Annotated in this window: 19 protein-coding genes and 1 pseudogene; 15 read left to right on the top strand and 5 right to left on the bottom strand. The window is 48.3% G+C overall.

All coding sequences use genetic code 11. From position 1 onward, the window contains the following. Window positions 1–38: 38 nt before the first annotated feature. The 13 genes and pseudogenes from DCMF_RS16035 (at window position 39) to DCMF_RS15980 (ending at window position 12,214) form a co-directional block, all read left to right on the top strand. Window positions 39–878 carry a fumarate hydratase gene (locus DCMF_RS16035; protein ID WP_148133602.1) on the top strand — a complete coding sequence of 280 codons (840 nt, stop codon included), beginning with the start codon at window positions 39–41 and terminating at the stop codon, window positions 876–878. Window positions 879–893: 15 nt separating this feature from the next. Further along, complete coding sequence (locus DCMF_RS16030; protein WP_148133601.1) at window positions 894–1,451, top strand: Fe-S-containing hydro-lyase; 558 nt, start codon at window positions 894–896, stop codon at window positions 1,449–1,451. A gap of 38 nt (window positions 1,452–1,489) precedes the next feature. Continuing rightward, window positions 1,490–1,873: pseudogene (locus DCMF_RS30600) on the top strand (NAD-dependent malic enzyme); the annotation flags it as partial. Between the two features lie 72 nt (window positions 1,874–1,945). Then, the gene (locus tag DCMF_RS30595) at window positions 1,946–2,719 is read left to right on the top strand and encodes an NAD(P)-dependent malic enzyme (RefSeq protein ID WP_472297462.1); all 774 of its coding nucleotides are present in this window, start codon (window positions 1,946–1,948) and stop codon (window positions 2,717–2,719) included. Continuing rightward, window positions 2,697–3,188 (top strand): helix-turn-helix transcriptional regulator, encoded by a 492-nt coding sequence (locus tag DCMF_RS16020; protein ID WP_214658655.1) that lies wholly within the window; start codon window positions 2,697–2,699, stop codon window positions 3,186–3,188. Before DCMF_RS30595 ends, DCMF_RS16020 begins: the two co-directional genes overlap by 23 nt. 72 nt (window positions 3,189–3,260) lie before the next feature. After that, window positions 3,261–5,675: a sodium-translocating pyrophosphatase gene (locus DCMF_RS16015; RefSeq protein ID WP_418219656.1), complete on the top strand. Its 2,415-nt coding sequence runs from the start codon at window positions 3,261–3,263 to the stop codon at window positions 5,673–5,675. 234 nt (window positions 5,676–5,909) lie between these two features. Continuing rightward, window positions 5,910–6,329 (top strand): FHA domain-containing protein, encoded by a 420-nt coding sequence (locus DCMF_RS16010; RefSeq protein WP_236860041.1) that lies wholly within the window; start codon window positions 5,910–5,912, stop codon window positions 6,327–6,329. Window positions 6,330–6,339: 10 nt separating this feature from the next. After that, window positions 6,340–7,626, top strand: a complete 1,287-nt coding sequence (locus DCMF_RS16005; RefSeq protein ID WP_148135345.1) for an FtsW/RodA/SpoVE family cell cycle protein — start codon at window positions 6,340–6,342, stop codon at window positions 7,624–7,626. Next, window positions 7,601–9,028: a peptidoglycan D,D-transpeptidase FtsI family protein gene (locus DCMF_RS16000; RefSeq protein ID WP_148135344.1), complete on the top strand. Its 1,428-nt coding sequence runs from the start codon at window positions 7,601–7,603 to the stop codon at window positions 9,026–9,028. Before DCMF_RS16005 ends, DCMF_RS16000 begins: the two co-directional genes overlap by 26 nt. Before the next feature lie 58 nt (window positions 9,029–9,086). Further along, window positions 9,087–9,560 carry an HD domain-containing protein gene (locus DCMF_RS15995; protein ID WP_148135343.1) on the top strand — a complete coding sequence of 158 codons (474 nt, stop codon included), beginning with the start codon at window positions 9,087–9,089 and terminating at the stop codon, window positions 9,558–9,560. A gap of 43 nt (window positions 9,561–9,603) precedes the next feature. Beyond that, on the top strand, window positions 9,604–10,515 hold the full coding sequence (locus DCMF_RS15990; RefSeq protein WP_335582350.1) for a pyridoxamine kinase: 912 nt from the start codon (window positions 9,604–9,606) through the stop codon (window positions 10,513–10,515). 109 nt (window positions 10,516–10,624) lie between these two features. After that, window positions 10,625–11,722, top strand: coding sequence for a glycosyl hydrolase family 18 protein (locus DCMF_RS15985; protein ID WP_214658654.1), 1,098 nt, complete (start codon window positions 10,625–10,627; stop codon window positions 11,720–11,722). Window positions 11,723–11,920: 198 nt separating this feature from the next. Beyond that, on the top strand, window positions 11,921–12,214 hold the full coding sequence (locus DCMF_RS15980; RefSeq protein ID WP_332925418.1) for an iron-sulfur cluster biosynthesis family protein: 294 nt from the start codon (window positions 11,921–11,923) through the stop codon (window positions 12,212–12,214). Between the two features lie 85 nt (window positions 12,215–12,299). Here the strand turns inward: DCMF_RS15980 and DCMF_RS15975 are convergent, their stop codons facing one another. The 4 genes from DCMF_RS15975 to DCMF_RS15960 form a co-directional block, all read right to left on the bottom strand. Next, entirely contained in the window at window positions 12,300–13,172 is an 873-nt protein-coding gene (locus DCMF_RS15975; protein WP_214658653.1) for a DMT family transporter, read from the bottom strand. Between the two features lie 102 nt (window positions 13,173–13,274). Then, window positions 13,275–14,453, bottom strand: a complete 1,179-nt coding sequence (locus tag DCMF_RS15970; protein ID WP_148135340.1) for a sensor histidine kinase — start codon at window positions 14,451–14,453, stop codon at window positions 13,275–13,277. Beyond that, window positions 14,443–15,129, bottom strand: coding sequence for a response regulator transcription factor (locus tag DCMF_RS15965; RefSeq protein ID WP_148137942.1), 687 nt, complete (start codon window positions 15,127–15,129; stop codon window positions 14,443–14,445). Before DCMF_RS15965 ends, DCMF_RS15970 begins: the two co-directional genes overlap by 11 nt. Window positions 15,130–15,259: 130 nt before the next feature. Beyond that, window positions 15,260–15,721: a DUF4342 domain-containing protein gene (locus DCMF_RS15960; RefSeq protein WP_148135339.1), complete on the bottom strand. Its 462-nt coding sequence runs from the start codon at window positions 15,719–15,721 to the stop codon at window positions 15,260–15,262. A 254-nt stretch (window positions 15,722–15,975) separates the two neighbouring features. Here DCMF_RS15960 and DCMF_RS15955 point away from each other — a divergent pair, with 254 nt between their 5' ends. Further along, window positions 15,976–18,087, top strand: a complete 2,112-nt coding sequence (locus tag DCMF_RS15955) for a putative bifunctional diguanylate cyclase/phosphodiesterase (RefSeq protein ID WP_214658652.1) — start codon at window positions 15,976–15,978, stop codon at window positions 18,085–18,087. Between the two features lie 70 nt (window positions 18,088–18,157). Then, window positions 18,158–18,637 carry a GNAT family N-acetyltransferase gene (locus DCMF_RS15950; RefSeq protein ID WP_148135337.1) on the top strand — a complete coding sequence of 160 codons (480 nt, stop codon included), beginning with the start codon at window positions 18,158–18,160 and terminating at the stop codon, window positions 18,635–18,637. Here DCMF_RS15950 and thiE read toward each other — a convergent pair. Then, on the bottom strand, window positions 18,634–19,263 hold the full coding sequence (gene thiE / locus DCMF_RS15945; RefSeq protein ID WP_148137941.1) for a thiamine phosphate synthase: 630 nt from the start codon (window positions 19,261–19,263) through the stop codon (window positions 18,634–18,636). The two genes, DCMF_RS15950 and thiE, sit on opposite strands and share 4 nt — an antisense overlap. Window position 19,264: the final 1 nt, after the last annotated feature.

Below are 19,264 nucleotides of genomic sequence, written 5' to 3'. Positions count from 1 at the left end.
GGAAAAAACAAACCGTTTGCCGAAAGGAGGTCATCCTCTTGAAAACCATCGCCTATCAAACCATCGTCGACCAGGTCGCCCGCCTGTGCATCGAAGCCAACTACTACTTAGGAAAAGACGTCCAAGACGCCTTCCAAAAAGGATGGGAAAACGAAAACTCCCCCACAGGCAAAGACATCTTCCAACAGCTCATCGAAAACGCCCGCATCGCCGCGGACGAACAAATGCCCATGTGCCAGGACTGCGGGGTCGCCGTCGTCTTCCTAGAAATCGGCCAGGACCTCAGCGTCACCGGAGGCGGCCTCACCGACGCCGTCACCCAAGGGGTCATCCAAGGCTATGCCGACGGCTACCTCAGAAAATCCATGTGTGATCCCTTCACCCGGCAAAACACCGGAACCAATGCGCCGGCCATCATCCACACCGAAATCGTCCCCGGGGATCACTTAAAAATCACCGTCGCACCCAAAGGGGGAGGCAGCGAAAACATGAGCGCCATCGCCATGCTCCCCCCCTCCGCCGGAGTAGAAGGACTCAAAAAATTCATCATCGACCGCATCGACCAGGCCGGGTCCAATCCCTGTCCCCCCATCCTGGTCGGGGTAGGGATCGGGGGCAACTTCGAATACTGCGCCCTCCTGGCCAAAAAAGCCCTCCTACGAAAAATCGGCGCGCCCAGCCCCTTACCCCAGATCGCAGAACTAGAAAAAGACCTGCTCAGTGACATCAACAAACTAGGCATCGGACCGGCCGGGCTGGGGGGGCGGATCACCGCCCTCAACGTTGCCGTCGAATACCATCCCTGTCATATCGCCAGCTTCCCCGTAGCGCTCAACATCAACTGCCATGCCGCCCGGCACCAAACAGTCATCCTATAGGAGGTGTAGAAAAAAATGGCCGTCATACACTTAACCACCCCCCTCACCGAGGCCGACCTACAACAGCTCAGGATCGGGGACCAGGTCTATCTAAACGGCATCATCTATACCGGCCGGGATGCGGCCCACAAAAGACTGGCCGACCTCATGCGCCAGGGGCAAAACCTGCCCCTCGACCTCAACGGCCAGGTCATCTACTACGTCGGGCCCTCCCCGGCCAAACCCGGCCGGCCCATCGGCTCCGCCGGGCCCACCACCAGCTACCGCATGGATGCCTATGCCCCCCTGCTCATGGAAAAAGCAGGACTCAAAGGCATGATCGGCAAAGGCATGCGCAACACAGAAGTCAAACAAGCCATGCAAAAACACAAAGCCGTATACTTCGGAGCCACCGGAGGAGCCGCCGCCCTCATCGCCCAAAGCATCAAAGCCGCGGAAATCATCCTCTATGCCGAACTCGGCCCCGAAGCCGTAAGAAAGCTCACCGTAGAAAACCTGCCCCTCACCGTCATCAACGACATCCACGGGGGCGACCTCTACCAGGAAGGGGTCAAACAATATCGCCTGGACTAAACCTCCGGAAAAAACCAGAAAAAGAGAGGGAACATACCATGGACATCTACCAAGAATCACTACAGCTCCATCAAGAAAAAAAAGGGAAAATAGAGATCGCCCCCCTGGCCCCGGTCACCAATCAAAAAGAACTCAGCCTGGCCTACACCCCCGGCGTAGCCGAACCCTGCCGGGTCATCAGCACCGATATCAGCGCCGTCAACACCTACACCCGGCGCTGGAACATGGTAGCGGTCGTCTCCGACGGCACCGCCGTCCTAGGGCTGGGTGACATCGGCCCCCAGGCCGGCCTGCCCGTCATGGAAGGGAAATGCGTCCTCTTCAAAGCCTTCGGCGGCGTAGACGCCTTTCCCCTCTGCGTCGGCACCAAAGACCCCGATCAAATCGTTCAATTCGTCAAGCTCCTAGAGCCCACCTTCGCCGGCATCAACCTCGAAGACATCTCCGCGCCCCGCTGCTTTCAAATCGAAGAACGGCTCAAAAAAGAAACCAACATGGCCATCTTCCATGACGACCAGCACGGCACCGCCATCGTCTGCATGGCCGGACTAATCAACGCCCTCAAAATCGTCGGCAAAAAAATCGACCAAATCAAAGTCGTCACCGTCGGGGCAGGGGCGGCCGGCATTGCCGTCATCAAGCTCCTCATGAGCATGGGGGTAAAAGACGTCATCATGTGCGACCGCACCGGCATCATCCACCAAGGGCGGGAAAAAGGGATGAACCCCGTCAAAGAAGAAATCGCCCAAATCACCAACCGGGAATTACGAAAAGGAGGCATCGGCGACGCCTTCCAAGGGGCCGACGTCTTCATCGGCGTCTCCGGGCCCGGACTAGTCACCCCGGAAATGATAGCGAGCATGAACGCAAAAGCCATCGTCATGGCCATGTCCAACCCCACCCCCGAAATCATGCCCGATGAAGCCAAAAAAGCCGGGGCGGCAGTCGTGTGCACGGGCCGGTCCGATTACCCCAACCAGGTCAACAACGTGCTCGCCTTTCCCGGCGTATTCCGGGGCGCCCTCGACGTAGAGGCCCGTGATATCAACGAAGCCATGAAAGTGGCGGCAGCCTATGCCATCGCTAGTGCGGTCAAAGCAGAAGAACTGTCCCCCGAATTTGTCATTCCCAAGGCCTTCAATCCCGATGTAGGGCCGGCGGTAGCCGCTGCGGTAGCACAGGCGGCCATTGAGAGCGGCGTGGCGGGGAAACAAGTGGATCCGGAATGGGTCGGGCAGCACTGCCGTGAAATGTATACCATTGCTTAATGAACAGGAGCCGGAAGTTACCGCTAAAATTTACCCGGCCCAATTTGGCCAATTGATGAAGGATGAGAATCAAGATACGGGTAAGGTGACGATGGTGAATCGTGTCCAGGCTGCAGTGAAATTCTCGAACCCATCCATGAGGGAAAACATTGACCAGGCCATGCGGTTTATGGAACAAAACTACCCGAAAGACATCAAACTTGGGGATGTAGCACGGCAGATCTATTACAGCCCCTGTTATTTCAGCCGTGTCTTTAAAGAATTAAGAGGATGCAGTTTTCGGCAATACCTCACGGAAATACGCATGGCACAGGCGCGCAGACTGCTCCTCCATTCAGACCTGCACATCTCCGAAATTGCGCAACGGGTAGGCTATCATGATGTCCACTATTTCATCAATGTTTTTAAACAATGGGAAGGGTGTACACCGAGAGGCTACAGAAAGACGCAAAGACATAGAAAGATCTAAAGAAAGATCTAAAGAAAGATGATCATTTAAGAGGAGTGATTTAGACAAATGGATGCAAAACCCAAAAAGAAAATGCTGAGCGCAACCTGGGGAGGATTTTTAGGACTATTGATGCTGTTTTTTTCGCCGGCCATGGCCTTTGCCAGTGAAGCCAACCTGAAGATTCCGGAATTAACGCCGGCGCAGAATACTTCACTTACATTCGGCATCGGGGTTTGTCTTTTGGGCATGCTCTTTGGCTTCTACCAATTTACCAGAGTGAAAAAGATCCGGGCCCACAAATCCATGCTGGATGTGGCAAATATCATTTATGAAACCTGCAAAACCTATCTGGTCCAACAGGGTAAATTTCTCTTAATTCTGCTTGCTTTCATTGCTATTTGTATTGCCTTCTACTTTGGCTTCCTCCAAGGCACATCCGTAGGCGGGGTGCTGCTGATTCTGTGCTGGACGGTGATCGGCATTCTGGGTTCTTACAGCGTAGCCTGGTATGGGATCCGCATGAATACCCTGGCCAACAGCCGGATGGCCTTTGCCGCTCTGGAAAGAAAGCCTTTGAAGCTTTTAAATATCCCCCTGGATGCGGGCATGAGCATTGGTGTGCTGCTCATCTGCGTGGAATTGATCATGATGCTGATCATTCTGATTTTTGTACCCCGGGAACTGGCCGGGGCCAGCTTTATCGGCTTTGCCATCGGTGAGTCCTTGGGAGCCAGCGCTTTGCGTATTGCCGGGGGTATCTTCACCAAGATCGCCGACATCGGCTCCGACCTGATGAAAATCGTCTTTAAGATTAAAGAAGACGACCCGCGGAACCCGGGCGTGATTGCGGACTGCACGGGGGACAACGCCGGAGACAGCGTAGGACCGACGGCGGACGGATTCGAGACTTACGGTGTGACCGGTGTGGCCTTAGTGTCCTTTATTGTGCTGGCAGTGGACAGCTCCCTGCAGAGCACCATGTTGACCTGGATCTTTGTGATGCGGATTTTAATGATCATCACCTCCATCGCTTCTTTCTATGTGAACAAAGTATTCAGCCAGGCGAAATACAGCAACAAAGACGACTTCGATTTCGAACAGCCCCTGACCAATCTGGTGTGGATTACCTCGATCCTTTCCATCATCGTCACCTTTGCCATCAGCTACCTGATGCTGGGACCGGGATCAGAACTGGATCAAATGGCGCAGGGCCTCTGGTTCGTGCTCTCCATCATCATCAGCTGCGGCACCCTGGGGGCGGCCTTGATCCCCGAATTCACGAAAATATTCACCAGCCCCAAGTCCTCTCACGTGGCGGAAGTAGTGAAAGCGTCCCGGGAAGGGGGTTCTTCCTTAAATATCTTATCCGGTTTAGTAGCGGGTAATTTCAGCGGTTTCTGGATGGGCATGGTCTTCTTCGGATTAATGTTTGCCGCCTATTTTGCCAGCGGATACGGATTAGGGGAAATCATGATTTATCCCTCCATTTTCGCGTTCGGTTTGGTGGCCTTTGGCTTCCTGGGCATGGGTCCTGTGACCATTGCCGTAGACAGTTACGGACCGGTCACGGATAATGCCCAGTCCATCTACGAACTATCCTTAATCGAATCCATCCCCGATATCGAAAAAGAAATTCAGGGAAAATTCGGCTTCAAACCTGATTTTGAAAAAGCCAAACATTATCTAGAGGCCAACGACGGTGCGGGGAACACCTTCAAGGCCACGGCGAAACCCGTCTTAATCGGTACGGCTGTGGTAGGCGCCACCACCATGATCTTCTCCTTAATTCTCGTCATCCGGAATGTCTTAGGGGTGGAGCCGGAAACCATTCTCAACATTTTGAACCCCTACACCATCTTAGGCTTCCTGTGCGGGGGCGCGGTAATCTACTGGTTTACCGGAGCGTCCACCCAGGCCGTAACCACGGGGGCCTACCGGGCGGTAGAATATATCAAAAAGAACATCTCCCTGGACGAAAATGCCAACCAGAAAGCGGCCACAGAAAAGTCCAAAGAAGTGGTCAAAATATGTACCCAGTATGCTCAGAACGGCATGTTCAACATCTTTATCGTCATCTTCTCCTTTGCCATGGCCTTTGCCTGCCTGTCGGCCCCGAAAAACAGCAATGAACCGGTAGCCCTCTTTGTAGCCTACCTGATTTCCATTGCCGTATTCGGACTGTACCAAGCGGTATTTATGGCCAATGCGGGCGGATGCTGGGATAATTCCAAGAAGGTAGTAGAAGTAGACCTGAAAGAAAAAGGCACTCCCTTGCATGATGCCACAGTAGTGGGGGATACGGTGGGAGATCCCTTTAAAGATACCTCCTCCGTAGCGCTGAACCCGATCATTAAATTCACCACCTTATTTGGTTTGCTGGCCATGGAAATGGCGATTTCCGAATCCTTCCGGAATATTGCGCCCACGATCGGCTTTGTCTTCCTGGCCATTGCCCTGTTCTTCGTCTGGCGTTCCTTCTATGGCATGAGGATTCAGGATAAGTAGAAAATATCTATTTTGGTTTTGCAATTTAAAAAACAACCTCACAACAAATACCTGTTGTGAGGTTGTTTTTTGGAATAATCTTGCCCAAAATGGGTTAAACAAATTGTGAATATCGGAATTTACATTGTGAAATCTCCGGGAAGGACGTACAATTAAGGTTAAGGCCCGCAATTTTTTGGCGAAAAGGAAACCCGAAAGGGGGAGAAAGTCATCTTTGAGCTGATATCTTCGTCCATGAAATACGTTTTTACTTTTTTGATTTATCTTTTTATTTTCTGGATTGCCCGCTTGATTTATCTGGACATCAACATTATGTACCGTTTCCGGCCCCCGGCCAAGGGGAACCAACCCTATCTGAAGCTGATTAACCAGCGGGATCAATTGAATTTTAAAGTGGAGGAAAGCTATTCCCTCAGCAATGAAACAAGCATCGGGCGCTCGGCCCGGAATGATATCGTGCTGCAGGACCCCTTCATTTCCAGTGAACATGCCCGCATCATTCTTGGGGAGGGCACGTATTTTTTAGAAGATTTGAAAAGTAAAAACGGCACCTATATGAACGGCAGCAAAATGACCGGACCGATGCCGCTGCGCAACGGGGACCGCATCTCCTTCGGCCTGGTGGAATTTCTTTTTGTATCAGATCAAAAATGAGGTGTTGCCCGTGTCTGTTCTGCAAAATTACCGCAGACCCGTAAATATCATTGCCCTGATCAACCTGATTGCTTTTGGCCTCCTGTATTTATACCAAAAGCCTCTCAATAATCACATTGCCTTGGTGGGCGGCTCCATGATCGGCATCATCTACCTGGCCAACATCCTGGTGATTAAACTAAAATACGAGGATGAAATATTATTTCTCATTGTTTCCATGCTTAGCACCATCGGCATGATTATTCTTTGCCGCTTAAATCCCGATCTGGGCTTAAAACAAATCCTGTGGTTTGTGCTGGGAAATGTGATATTTTTTTGCACCGCCCTGATCTATCGGAAAATTAATTTCCTGGATCAGCTGATCTATATTTATCCGCTCATTTCTTTTATCCTTTTTTGTCTGACCCAATTATTCGGCACCAGTGTCAAAGGGGCGACCAACTGGATCCTGATCGGAAATTTTAGTTTTCAGCCCTCGGAAATCATGAAATTATTGTTTGTGTTCTTCATTGCTGCCTATTTCCGCCATCCGGAAAAATTGTCTCTTAAAAATATTAAATTAGGGGGACGGGAAATTTCCCTGGATAGTAAGTATCTCTTTTCCCTTTTCGTGTATATGCAGATGGGTCTCTTGGCCTTGCAAAAGGAATTAGGTACGGTCCTGTTATTTTTTCTCATGTACCTGGTTTTGTTTTATGTCTTTGACCATGATGCCCGGTTCCTTCTTGCCAATGGCATCATTTTCTGCCTCGGGGCGATTATGGGTTATTTTCTTTTTCATCATGTTCAGGTGCGGGTGGAAGCCTGGCTCAACCCCTGGGCGGATGTTCCCGGCAAAGGATTTCAGATTACCCAATCTCTTTTCGCCATCGGGTCAGGGGGCTTTTTCGGCACCGGCATCGGATTGGGGCAGCCGGATTACATTCCTGAAGTCCATACCGACTTTATTTTTTCCGCCATTTGTGAAGAGATGGGTATCTTCGGAGGCATCGCCGTCATTTTGCTCTTTTTCATTCTCTTTTACCGGGGCATCAAGATTACTTTGCAGGTAAAAGACAGTTTTCACAAGGCCGTGGCTCTGGGCGTGGCGGTGATGTTTGGCTTCCAGGCCTTTATCATCATCGGCGGTGTGATCAAATTAATTCCTCTCACAGGCATTACGCTGCCCTTTATCAGCTATGGGGGAAGCTCGTTAATTACCAGTTTTATCGCTTTAGGCATCCTGCAGGGGATTTCTTCGCACAAATCTGCCGGAGAGGAGGAGGTTGTCCATGCCTCAGAACAAGAGAATCATTAATGTTTTAATTTTGATGAGTATTCTTTTTATCTCCCTGATCGGCTATTTAACCTACTTTGAACTTTTTATGAAGGCAGATATTATCTCCAGCGCCTATAACCGCCGGCAATGGCAGCGGGAAACCGGCACTTTGCGGGGCACTATTTTTGACAGCACCGGCATCGCCATCGCCAAAAGTGAAATCAAGGGGGAACGCCAGGAAAGGATTTATCCGTATGGTCCCCTGTACAGCCATGTGGTAGGATATAACTCTACTTCTTATGGAAAATCCTTGCTGGAGGCAAAATTTAACAATGACTTGTTAAACATCAATCCCCTTAATCCGGTCCTGGATTTAAAAGATAGATTGTTGGGCAAACCGAGTGTAGGGAACAACCTGATTTTAACCATCGATCATGGTTTACAGGCCTATGCCGCCGACCTCTTAGGCAACAGGAGCGGGGCCGTAGTGGTGCTGAAGCCGAAAACGGGAGAAATCCTCGCCATGGTGAGCAAGCCGGATTATGATCCCAACCGGCAAAGTTTGGAGGAAAATTGGAATCAATTGGTTGAGGCGGAGGACGATCCCTTATTACCCCGGGCGACGCAGGGACTCTATGTTCCCGGCTCCACCTTTAAGGTGGCGATCAGCCTGATGGCCGTGGAAAAAGGGTGGAAGACGCGTACTTTTGAAGATACGGGAACCGTAGTGATTGACGGAAAGCCCATCAGCAACTCGGGAAATAAAGCATACGGCACCCTGGACCTGACCCATGCTTTGGCCGTATCCAGCAATGTGGTTTTTTCCCAGATAGGGGTGGGACTGGGTCAGGATAATTTAAAAAAGCTGGCAAAAAACGTGGGCATCGGCAGAAAAATCCCCTTTGATTTGCCTGTAAGCTCAAGCCGCTTTGATTATCAGACCATGAGTAAAACCGACCAGGCGGCAGTAGGCATGGGACAGGGAAAAATTTTAGTTACTCCCTTACATATGGCCTTAATTACCGCAGGTATTGCCAACAATGGGGTGGTGATGCAGCCCTTTATCGTCGACCGGGTCGTTTCGCCCCAGGGGACCATTCTGAAAGACCGGGAGCCGGAGGAACTCTTCCGCATTGCCCCGCCCGATATCGCCGGCCAGGTGAAAGAGATGATGCAGGAGGTAGTTGTCAGCGGTACGGGAAAGAATGCGCGCATCTGGGGTGTGAATGTGGCGGGAAAAACCGGGACCGCCCAGAATGAACTGAGCCGCTCCACGGCAGATAAAGAACATGCCTGGTTTATTGGATTTGCTCCCGCGGAAGATCCCCAAATAGCCGTGGCGGTGATACTGGCTTACAGCGGTTCTACCGGGGGAGGACAAGCGGCGCCCATCGCCAGGGAGCTCATGGTAGACTGGCTGAAAAAACTGGGTATGCTGTAACAGCTTGAGGAGGAGAACATGGGGCTTAATAAAGTCTCAGACAGAGGGGGAATCAGGAATGGAAAGAGTTTTTTACATGCAGGAAAAGATGCTGGAGAAGATTGAGGAACTGGCCCACCAGGACATGGAGCGGGATATGCCTTTAAACTGGGAGAGAATCCATATGATCAGCTGTGCGAAAGCAGGCCAAATCCTCGCTTTGAAACGAGGGGTTGATACGGAACTGGCGGCTATTGCTTGTTCTGTCCACGATTATGGCCGCATTGTTACCGGCAGGCAAAGAAATCATGCGCAGGCAAGCTTTGAGCCTCTCAAAGAATTTCTTGCCGCCAGCGGCTGGTTCTCCGCCCGGGAAATTGATGAGATCACCCGGACCGCACGGAATCACAGCAGTAAAAAGGAAATAGGCACTCCTTTGGAAGAAGTCGTCAAAGATGCGGATGTACTTGACTGCTATCAATTCGGCCTTCCTTTGGAAAGGGAAGAACAAAGGGAACGCCTGGGCAAAATTCTTCAAGAGATCAAGGGCTGACTTCTCCCCAGGAAAAAGAGGATGGTTGTTTCGGGGAGGAAAATTGGGAACATCTGAAAGAGAGGAATGGGGCATGGAAAAGCGGTCGGTAAAAAGAGTAGCTGCGGTACACGACTTATCCGGGTTTGGGCGATCATCTTTAGCGGTAGTAATTCCTATTTTATCAACCATGGGCCTTCAGGTCTGCTCGGTGCCTACAGCAGTTTTGTCTACACATACCGGAGGATTTGAGGGGTATAGCTTTGTTGATCTTACCGATTCTCTGGAAGAATTTTTTGCCCATTGGAAGAAGCTTAATCTTGATTTTGATTGTATTTACACCGGATTCCTGGGCTCATCCAGACAGATCAGCATCATTTCAAAATTTATTGATGATTTTGTGTCCAAAAAGGATACTCTGGTAGTGATTGACCCGGTGCTGGGGGACAACGGAAATTTATATAGCACCATGGGTCAGGATATGGTGGAGCAAATGCGCACACTGATTAAAAAGGCGGATATGATTACACCCAATTTTACGGAAGCGGCTTTTCTTTTAGACCGGCCTTATCATTTAGATATCGGGGATCAGGAAATAAAGAAATGGCTTTATGATTTATCCCAAATGGGACCGGAAAAGGTGATCATCACCAGTGCCCCTGCCCGGGGAGCTTCCAAAACGACCAATGTGGTGGCCTATAACAGAGAAGACAACCGGTTCTGGAAAGTGAGCTGCGTCTATATTCCGGCCCATTACCCAGGGACAGGGGATGCCTTTACCAGTGTCATTGTGGGCAGCCTGCTGCAGGGGGACAACCTGCCCATTGCCTTGGATCGCGGGGTGCAATTTATCACTGCGGCCATCAGAGCCAGTTACGGCACAACCTATCCCAACAGGGAAGGGGTGCTGTTAGAAAGAGTTTTGGGACATTTGAATATGCCTTTTCTGGTCAGCAGCTATGAGCTCTTAGAATAAAAAACTGTCCTTCTTGCCTTTTTCAGGGAACTCCTTTCGGCTAAAAAACAGGGATAAAGACGGAGCGGGAGGAGAAAATAAATGTGAAAAAGGTATAGGAGGATGTGTGATGCGGATGAAAAATGGTGCCAAAATATTCATTGTAGCTCTTTTAATGACCGGATTGATCATAGCCTTTGGCTGTGCGAAGGCTCAAAAGAAACCTCTTGCCAACCCTGATACAACCCCCAAAAATGCGCAGCAGGCCCGCAACACTTATAAACCCCACGTAACTGCCTTTTATGTGGAGCCGGGGAGTGAAGGTTCTTTTGCCTCCCTGCAGCGTTATTACAAGCACATAGACATGTTTTCCCCCTTGTGGCTGACAGTAAAAGCGGATGGTTCCATCAAAGATATGACCGATAAGACTGCTCTGGAATTTGCCAAGAAGAAAGGGTTAAAAGTCATACCCTTGGTCAATGTGGCAAACAGCAACGATATCGTACTAACAACGCCGGAAATACGGGATAAAACGATTATCAACCTGGTCCAATTACTGAAGACCCACGATTTTGACGGGTACAACATTGATTTTGAATTCATTCCCAAGGGAACAAAAAATTATGTTCATGACAAAGATCTCCTCACCAAGTTTATGAGCATTTTGCGCGAGAAAATGAAACCGATGGGTAAAACATTAAATATGTCGGTAATCCCTCATTTTGAGGTATCTACAGACGTTTCCGGCATATATGACTATACCGCCCTGGCTCCTCTGGTGGATGTGGTAACCCTGATGCTCTATGACAGGCACCAGGCTTCCAGCCCTCCCGGCCCTGTTTCTCCCTTAAAGTGGGCGGATACGAATATCCGCACCACCATGGACCAGGGCTTCAAGCGGGAGCAGATCTGCGTGGGAGTGGCCACCTACGGATACGATTGGCCGGTTGCCAAAGGAGGCGGCTATTCCAGGCCAACGAAAGAAATATTACGGGAAGCAAGTCAAAAGGGCATCGATGTCAAATGGAGTGAAGAATTTCATGAACCCTATTATGTTTATCGGGACCCGGATACGGGAGGGAACCGGGAGGTATGGTTCGAGAGCAGTCAGACCATTAAAGAAAAAATTGATCTGGTCGATAAATACAAGCTGCACGGAATTTGCATTTGGAGACTGGGATTTGAGACCCCATCCTTCTGGAAGGTGATTGGGGAGAAAATAAAATAATCAGATTAAGGAAGAAAATGCTTTTCCGAAAAACGGGGAAGCATTTTTTGCAAGGAAAGCTTTCGGACATTTTTGCTCTGCGGTGTAACGATACATAAGGCAAACTTTATCAATATTTTTCCTTGTAAAAGGAATGATAGTATGATATATTTATACCAGTAGGGGGTATAGGTATATAATAAGAGGAGGTGCATTGGCATGGAAATTACTCTGTCTGATTCGGCCCAAAAAGAATTGGTTCCGTATCTGGGGAAAACGATCCGGATTTATTCTTCCGGGGCAGGCTGAGGCGGACCGCGATTGGGCATGGCTCTGGATGAGCCTAAGACGAACGATATGGTGATTGAAAAAGCAGGAATCAAATTTGTTGTGGATAAAAATCTGGAAAACTTTCTTCCCTTTGTAAATATTGGCTTCCGCCGCAGTTGGCTTGGTACCGGCTTCTATGTGGAACCGGGAAAGGATGGCCCCCATGCCGACGGATGTTGTTAAGGTGATTTTCCGGCTTCTAGGAAAATAAGCCCTTTCGAGTTAGCCTCGAAAAGGCTTTTTTTTTGCCGGAGATTTGGCGATCCGGTTAAAAACGGATTACTTTGATAAAAAGGACGCCTAAAAAAGCCAGAATTACTCCGGCAATCTTGTTTTTCAAATTCCATCTTTCTTTTAATAAGAGAATGCCTGTCATGATCGTTAGGACCGTGGTTATTTGAGATAGCGGCCCGACCACAGACAACTCTCCGCCCACCTGGTAGGCCCGGTAAAGAGCCAGCGTGGAAATCATCTGGAAAAAACAGCATAAAAGGATGAAGTAGGTGGTTTTTTGAGGTTTCAGGAAAGCTTTCATTTTCCCCAAAGTTCCGGGCATAAAAATAGCCGTGATCAGGGAAGGAAAGATATAAATGATCACCTGGTAAAGGCAAACGGAAAAATAATTTAAGGCGTACTTATCCAAAGCGTAAGCACTGCTGATCATCAGGGCATAACCCAACGTGTAAAAATGGGGCCGGGCAAAATTGGTGAATTTCCCCTGGTCCCAATAGGTTGCCGCCAATCCTAAAAAGATCAGCATCACACCGACGAATTTGCTGAAGCCAAGGGTTTCATGGAAAAAAACCACTCCAATCACCATCACCCAAATAGACCGGGTGGTGGCCACGGCTTCGACCTGGCTGACCTCGATCTGTTTCATGGCATGATAAAATAATGCCATGCAGGCCGTGTAAAAAATGCTGGATAAAAGAACGGCCAGCCATACTTTGAGGTCCCAAGTCAGCACGATCTTTTCCACGAAAAGAAAGGGGAGCGTCATGATACCTACGGTGAAAAGAAAACAGGCACTAAAAGCTGTCGGATCTACCGCGTCATCTTTTACCGCCTGCTTCTGAATGATTTTTGATATTGTATTTGTGACAATATAAACTAAAACCAAAGGGAACCAGCTTAAGGTCATGGTCATGCTCCTTGGATCAGATTCACCACAAATCCATTATACCAAAAATTAACCTAAAATTAACATAAACTTAACAAGAAATTAACAAAACCACCGCCTTTTTCATCTTTGCAGGGGCAATTCAATCCGTACCACTGTTCCGGCGTTCAATTCACTCCACACATCAATTTTACCCTGGTGATTGTCGATGATCCATTTGGCAATAGCCAAACCTAACCCTGTGCCGCCGCTGGACTTAGTTCTTGATTTATCTGCCCGGTAAAACCGGTTGAAAATATAAGGAAGGTCTTCCTTAGAAATGCCGATACCGGAGTCTTCAATGCTGATCACGGCTTTTTTCGCTTTTTGATAGAGATTGAGTTTAATGGTGCCCCCGACCGGAGTAAATTTGATGCTATTGTCCATAAAGATTCTGATCGCTTCTTTGATCAGCTTCCGATCGGCTAAGACCATAAATTCTTCATTCCGCTCGTTTAATATTTGATGATGGGGATCGATGAGCCGGGTTTCTTTCAAAATTTCCTGGACCACTTCGCAAAGGGGAAAACTCTGTTTCTCCACCTTTTGGGAATTCTTATCACCCCGGGCGAGAAACAACAATTTTTCCACCAGAGCATTCATGCTTTCCGCTTCGCTCTTAATGGCAGAAATGGATTCTTCCAGCACTTTCGGGTCGTCCTTGCCCCAGCGCACCAAGAGATCTGCGTATCCCTGGACGACAGCAATGGGGGTCCTCAATTCATGAGAGGCATCGGAGACGAACTGGTTTTGCTGTTCCACCGACTTTTGGATGCGATCCAGCATCTCGTTAAATGTTTTGGCCAAGTCTTTTAACTCATCTTTGGAACCTTTCACATTCAGCCGCTTATCCAGGGCATGAAAGGAGATTTCCTGCACGGTTTTCGTCATTGTTTTAACGGGGGCCAGGAGTTTTCTGCTCGCTCTGGCGCCTATGAGAATAATGGCGATCAATCCGATCAGGTTAAAAAAGCTCAGGATCGCCCCTAAGAGATGGGTGTAATTTTCAGGCGGGTGGTCTTGGATAAAATAATTAAAACTGCCCATAATACCGGCGCTCATAAAGGAAAAAATCAAAAGAAATAACCAGACATAAGTGAAGGTGATTTTGAAGGTGATGGAAAAACGGATTTTTTCCGTGATGCCGTCGAGAATACTATGCAGCAAGCGAAAGGTAAACCGAACGATCAGGGCAGCGATCACGAAGAAGGCTCTCATCACCTTAAACAAGGTGGTGAAGATCAAGATCAGTTTATTCTTCATATTTCAGCTGGTATCCCACCCCTCGTACGGTATGAATAAATTTCTGGCGATAGCGGTCGTCAATTTTGCTTCTGAGATAGCGGATATAGACATCGACAATGTTAGTGTCCCCGGAATAGTCATAGCCCCATACTTTTTCCAAAATGGTGTCTCTGGTTAATACGATTTCATTGTTCAGCATCAGATATTTCAGTAAATCAAATTCCGTTTTTGTCAAATCGATGGTTTCCTGATCAAAGGTGACCGTATACTTTTGCGTATCAATTTTGAGGGGGCCAACCTGAATGATCTGTCCCTTCCCATGGGCCACCCTTTTATGTTTGAAAGCAACCCGGATCCGGGCGAGTAATTCTTCAATGGCAAAGGGTTTGGTCAAATAATCGTCGGCGCCGAAATCCAGGCCCATCACCTTGTCCATGATATCATCTTTGGCCGTAAGCATAATCACCGGGATTTCGGAGACTTGTCTCAAACGTCTTAATACTTCCATGCCGTTTAGGGAAGGAAGCATCACGTCCAGGATCACCAAATCGGCATTACCCTGCTGGGCTTTTTCCAAACCTAACCGGCCGTCCTGTTCCTGATCCACGGTATATCCCTCATGTTCCAGCTCCAACTGGAGAAACCGGGCGATTTTCACTTCATCCTCAATGATGAGAATTCTTTTCCCTGACATCATGGACCCCTCCTGCGCACCTTCCTTATATATTATATAATTTAATGAAATTGTCGATGAAATACAAGAAAAAATAAGCCTGCAGGAAAAAATACCCGCAGGCCGTGTCGTTTTCCCGGATATCAAATTTTTAAGAATTTTTGATCTCTTCCGCCACTTTATTGGTGATTTTGGTCACCTTATTGGAGATATCCTCAATGTTTTTGTTGATGCCGTATTCCTCGCCGTTACTGTTATGAAACCTGATTTTACAACCTGTAAACAGGGCCAGGATCAGCAGGGCTACGGAAAGGGGCAGGGCGAACACAACCAGCACCACGGCAATGGTGGAAGGAATATTTAAGATCGTCCGCTCTTCGTGAGAAATCACAAGACCGATCCGGTTTAATTTTCTAATGATGTTTTTTGTCTTTTGCCAACAAGATGAAGGGCCGGAGCACTCTTTTTCCGGCTTAATCTTATTTTCTTCCTCCAGAAAGGCTAAAGCTTCCACAATGTTCCCTCCGCATTTTTCCAGGGCTTCTTTCGCCTCTTTGTAGCTCACATTTGCTCTTTTCCTTAATAGATCAATTTGTTCTAAGGTGATTTCCATGTTCATTCCTCCGTTTAAATTCTATTATGGATAAAGCATAGGCCACTAGATTTAGAACGGTATTAGCTGAAGATTAGAATTCGATTAAAATCATTTCTATAAACAATTAAGAATTTGCTATTATTCAGAAAAAAGTGCAAATTTTGTCAAAGCGAGGCAGGTTATTCCACCTCTGAAGTAGAATTTAAGGAATTATGGACTATAGATGCGGGCATATTCAGGCGATAGGGCAGAGCAAGAAAGGAGAGCGTGTGATGGAAAAGGATGTGCATGAGCAGAACGGGAATATAGTTTCTATTCTCAGGGAGCTTTTGTCTGCTAACGCTGCCATCAGAAAAATTCCTTTCAAAATATCCTTTAGTTATCTATTATTGGGTGTTGTCTGGATCTTTTTCTCCGACAATTTTATTGAGGCCTTTGTCAAAGACCGAGCCCTGATTACTCCCCTGCAAACCTATAAAGGGTGGATCTATGTCACTGTGAGCGCTTGTCTGATCTACCTCCTCACCAACATGTATGTGAAAGCTTTGCAGAAATCAGGGGAAAAGGTAAGGCAAATTTGTGTGCAGTTGAAAGAAACAGAGAAAAATTTGGCGGTAACGGAAGACCTGCTCCGCACAAAATCGGTGGAACTGGATAAAACCGATCAATTCCGCAGGCTCAGTGAAGAAAGATATAAACTGGCCATTGAAGGATCAAATGACGGTTTGTGGGATTGGGACATTGCCGGGGATACCATGTATTATTCAGACAGGTGGAAAGATATGCTGGGCTACGGCATCAATGAGGTGGAGCACCATTTTGACGTCTGGCGGACCCTGCTTCACCCGGAGGATGCCGGCCCCACCATCCAAAATCTCACCGACCATTTAGCGGGCAAAACGCCCTATTATCAATGTGAGCACAGATTGAAAACCAGAGACGGCACCTATAAATGGATTCTGGCCCGGGGAAAAGCTAAGTTTAATGGGGAAGGGAAGCCTGTGCGCATGGCGGGATCCCACACGGATATTACGGAGCGGAAAAACTTTGAAAATAGAATCCATCACCTGGCTTTTTACGATACCATTACAAATATGCCGAATCGGGCATTCCTGCAGGAAACTTTAACCCGGGAACTGGCCGGAAACAGGGACCGGAACCGGAAATTTGCTTTGATGTATTTGGATCTGGACAACTTTAAATCGGTAAACGATACCCTGGGGCATCTGTGCGGAGACCAGTTGCTCAGGCAAATTACCGCAAAAATCAAGGAAGTTTTGCCGGATCACCTGCTTTTCTTTCGGTTTGGCGGGGATGAGTTTGTGATTCTGTTTCCGGATATTAGGAACCGGTCTGAGGCGGGGGCAATTGCGGAAAAAATTCTCCAGGTATTTGAGCAGAGATGGACCCTTGCAGGCAAGCAATTCTATATTACGGCCAGTGCGGGAATAACTGTTTTTCCCGACGACGGTACCGATGAAGAGTCCCTCTTGAGAAAGGCGGACACCGCCATGTACCGGGTAAAAAAGTCCGGAAAAAATACCTTCAAGTTTTACAGCTGGGAAATGGATGATGCATTTTTACATAAAGTCGAAATGGAAAACGAATTAAGATACGCTTTGGAAAAAGAACAGATGGTTGTTTATTACCAGCCCATCATCGACGCTGTGTCCGGCAGAATGAGCAGCATGGAAGCACTGGTCCGGTGGAACCATCCCGTAAAAGGCCTTTTGGCTCCTTATTCTTTTATTGATATTGCTGAAGAGACCGGGCTGGTGGTGAAAATCGACCAGTTGGTGCTGAAAAATGTGTGCCGCCAGTTAAACGAATGGCGCAAAAGAGATTGTACCCTGTTACCGGTGGCAGTTAATCTTTCCGCCCAGCAATTCGAAAGTGCCGCTTTTCTGGACATGCTCCAGGAAACGATGGGGGAATCGGCTTTGCCTCCAGGCAGCCTGGAATTTGAAATCACGGAAGTCACGGCCATAAAAGATTTGGAGGCGACGGTGAGAACCCTAAACCAGTTAAAAGAGAAAGGGTTTAAAATCTCCCTGGATGATTTTGGCACCGGGTATTCTTCTTTAAACTATTTAAGGCTGCTGCCTATTCATACCCTTAAGATTGACCGGTCTTTTATCCGGGATATTACGGATAATGTGGAAAAAAGAGTGATCACCGAAACCGTGGTATCCTTGGCTCATAAGATGAACCTGACCGTGGTTGCCGAAGGGGTGGAAACGAAAGAACAATTTTATTTTTTGCGGGAACGTCACTGTGACAAAATGCAGGGATTTTTTTTCAGTAAAGCATTGGCCCCCGGCGCATTGGAACAAAGGTACCTAAATGTACAGATTTCCCCCCAAATAGGTGAGTTCATTTCCTAATAGATTTTATAAAAATGACAGACTTTTGCGGTAAAAGGTGAGATGCCAAGGAAAGAAAGGAGATTTACGGATGAGAACGGCTGCGATAATCAGGAGCGCTCAGCACGGCGACATTCCGGCGGTGGTTGCGCTGTTAAAGGTTCTTTTTTCTCTGGAGACGGATTTTATGTATCATGAGGAAAAGCAGCGGCGGGGCCTGGAAATGATGCTGCAAGATCAGGAAAACCGGTGTATTTTTGTAGCGGAAATGGACCAGCGAGTGGTAGGAATGATTACCGGCCAAATGCTCGTTTCCACTGCGGAAGGGGGCTTATCCGTTTTAGTAGAAGATATGGTGATCGAGGAAAATTATCGCCGGCAGGGTATTGGAAAAGAATTGCTTCATGCCATAGAAATTTGGGCATGCCAAAAAAATGCCAGAAGACTACAGCTTCTGGCAGAGGTGCATAATTTTCTGGCATTAGCCTTTTACAAACAGTTGAATTGGCAAGAGACAGGCCTGAAGTGCTTGCAGAAAAAAGCACCGGATCTTCTGGGAAAGCGACCTTAGGGCGTACTTAGACGTAGGCAGGATTTGCGCAGCGTATCGGCCGCTTTGCGCACATCCTTTTGGCATAAGATGGCGGAGATGACGCAGATGCCGTCAACGCCGGTTTCCATGACACTCCAGGCATTGCCTACATGGATGCCTCCGATGGCCACGACAGGAATTTTTACCTGTGCTTTAATCTGTTTTAATTGTTCTAAGCCCACATGACCGGCATCCTTTTTGGTGTCGGTGGGAAAGACCGCACCAACCCCTAAATAGTCCGCCCCTTGCTTCTCGGCAGTGAGCGCTTCTTCCACCGTAGCGGCGGAAACACCGATGATTTTCTGCGGCCCCAGTAACTTCCGGGCCACTTCCATGGGCATATCCTCCTGGCCGATATGGAGTCCCTCCGCATCGACGGCTAAGGCAATATCCAGCCGGTCATTGATAATTAAAGGAATCTGATATTTTTCGGTGATCTTTTTGATCTGGCAGGCGATCTCCCAAAAATCCTTGGTGGAAACGTCTTTCTCCCGGAGCTGTACCACCGTCACCCCGCCATAGATCGCTTCCTCCACGCTGGTGCATAAATCCTTTTGACCCAGCAGCCCCCGGTCCGTTGCCAAATAGAGTTGATAATTCATCATA

The organism is Candidatus Formimonas warabiya (assembly GCF_002777255.1).
In the GTDB taxonomy this organism is placed as follows: Bacteria; Bacillota; Dehalobacteriia; order Dehalobacteriales; family Dehalobacteriaceae; genus Formimonas; species Formimonas warabiya.
The sequence above is the reverse complement of the archived record's forward strand: the minus strand, read 5'-3'. Positions and strand labels throughout refer to the sequence as shown.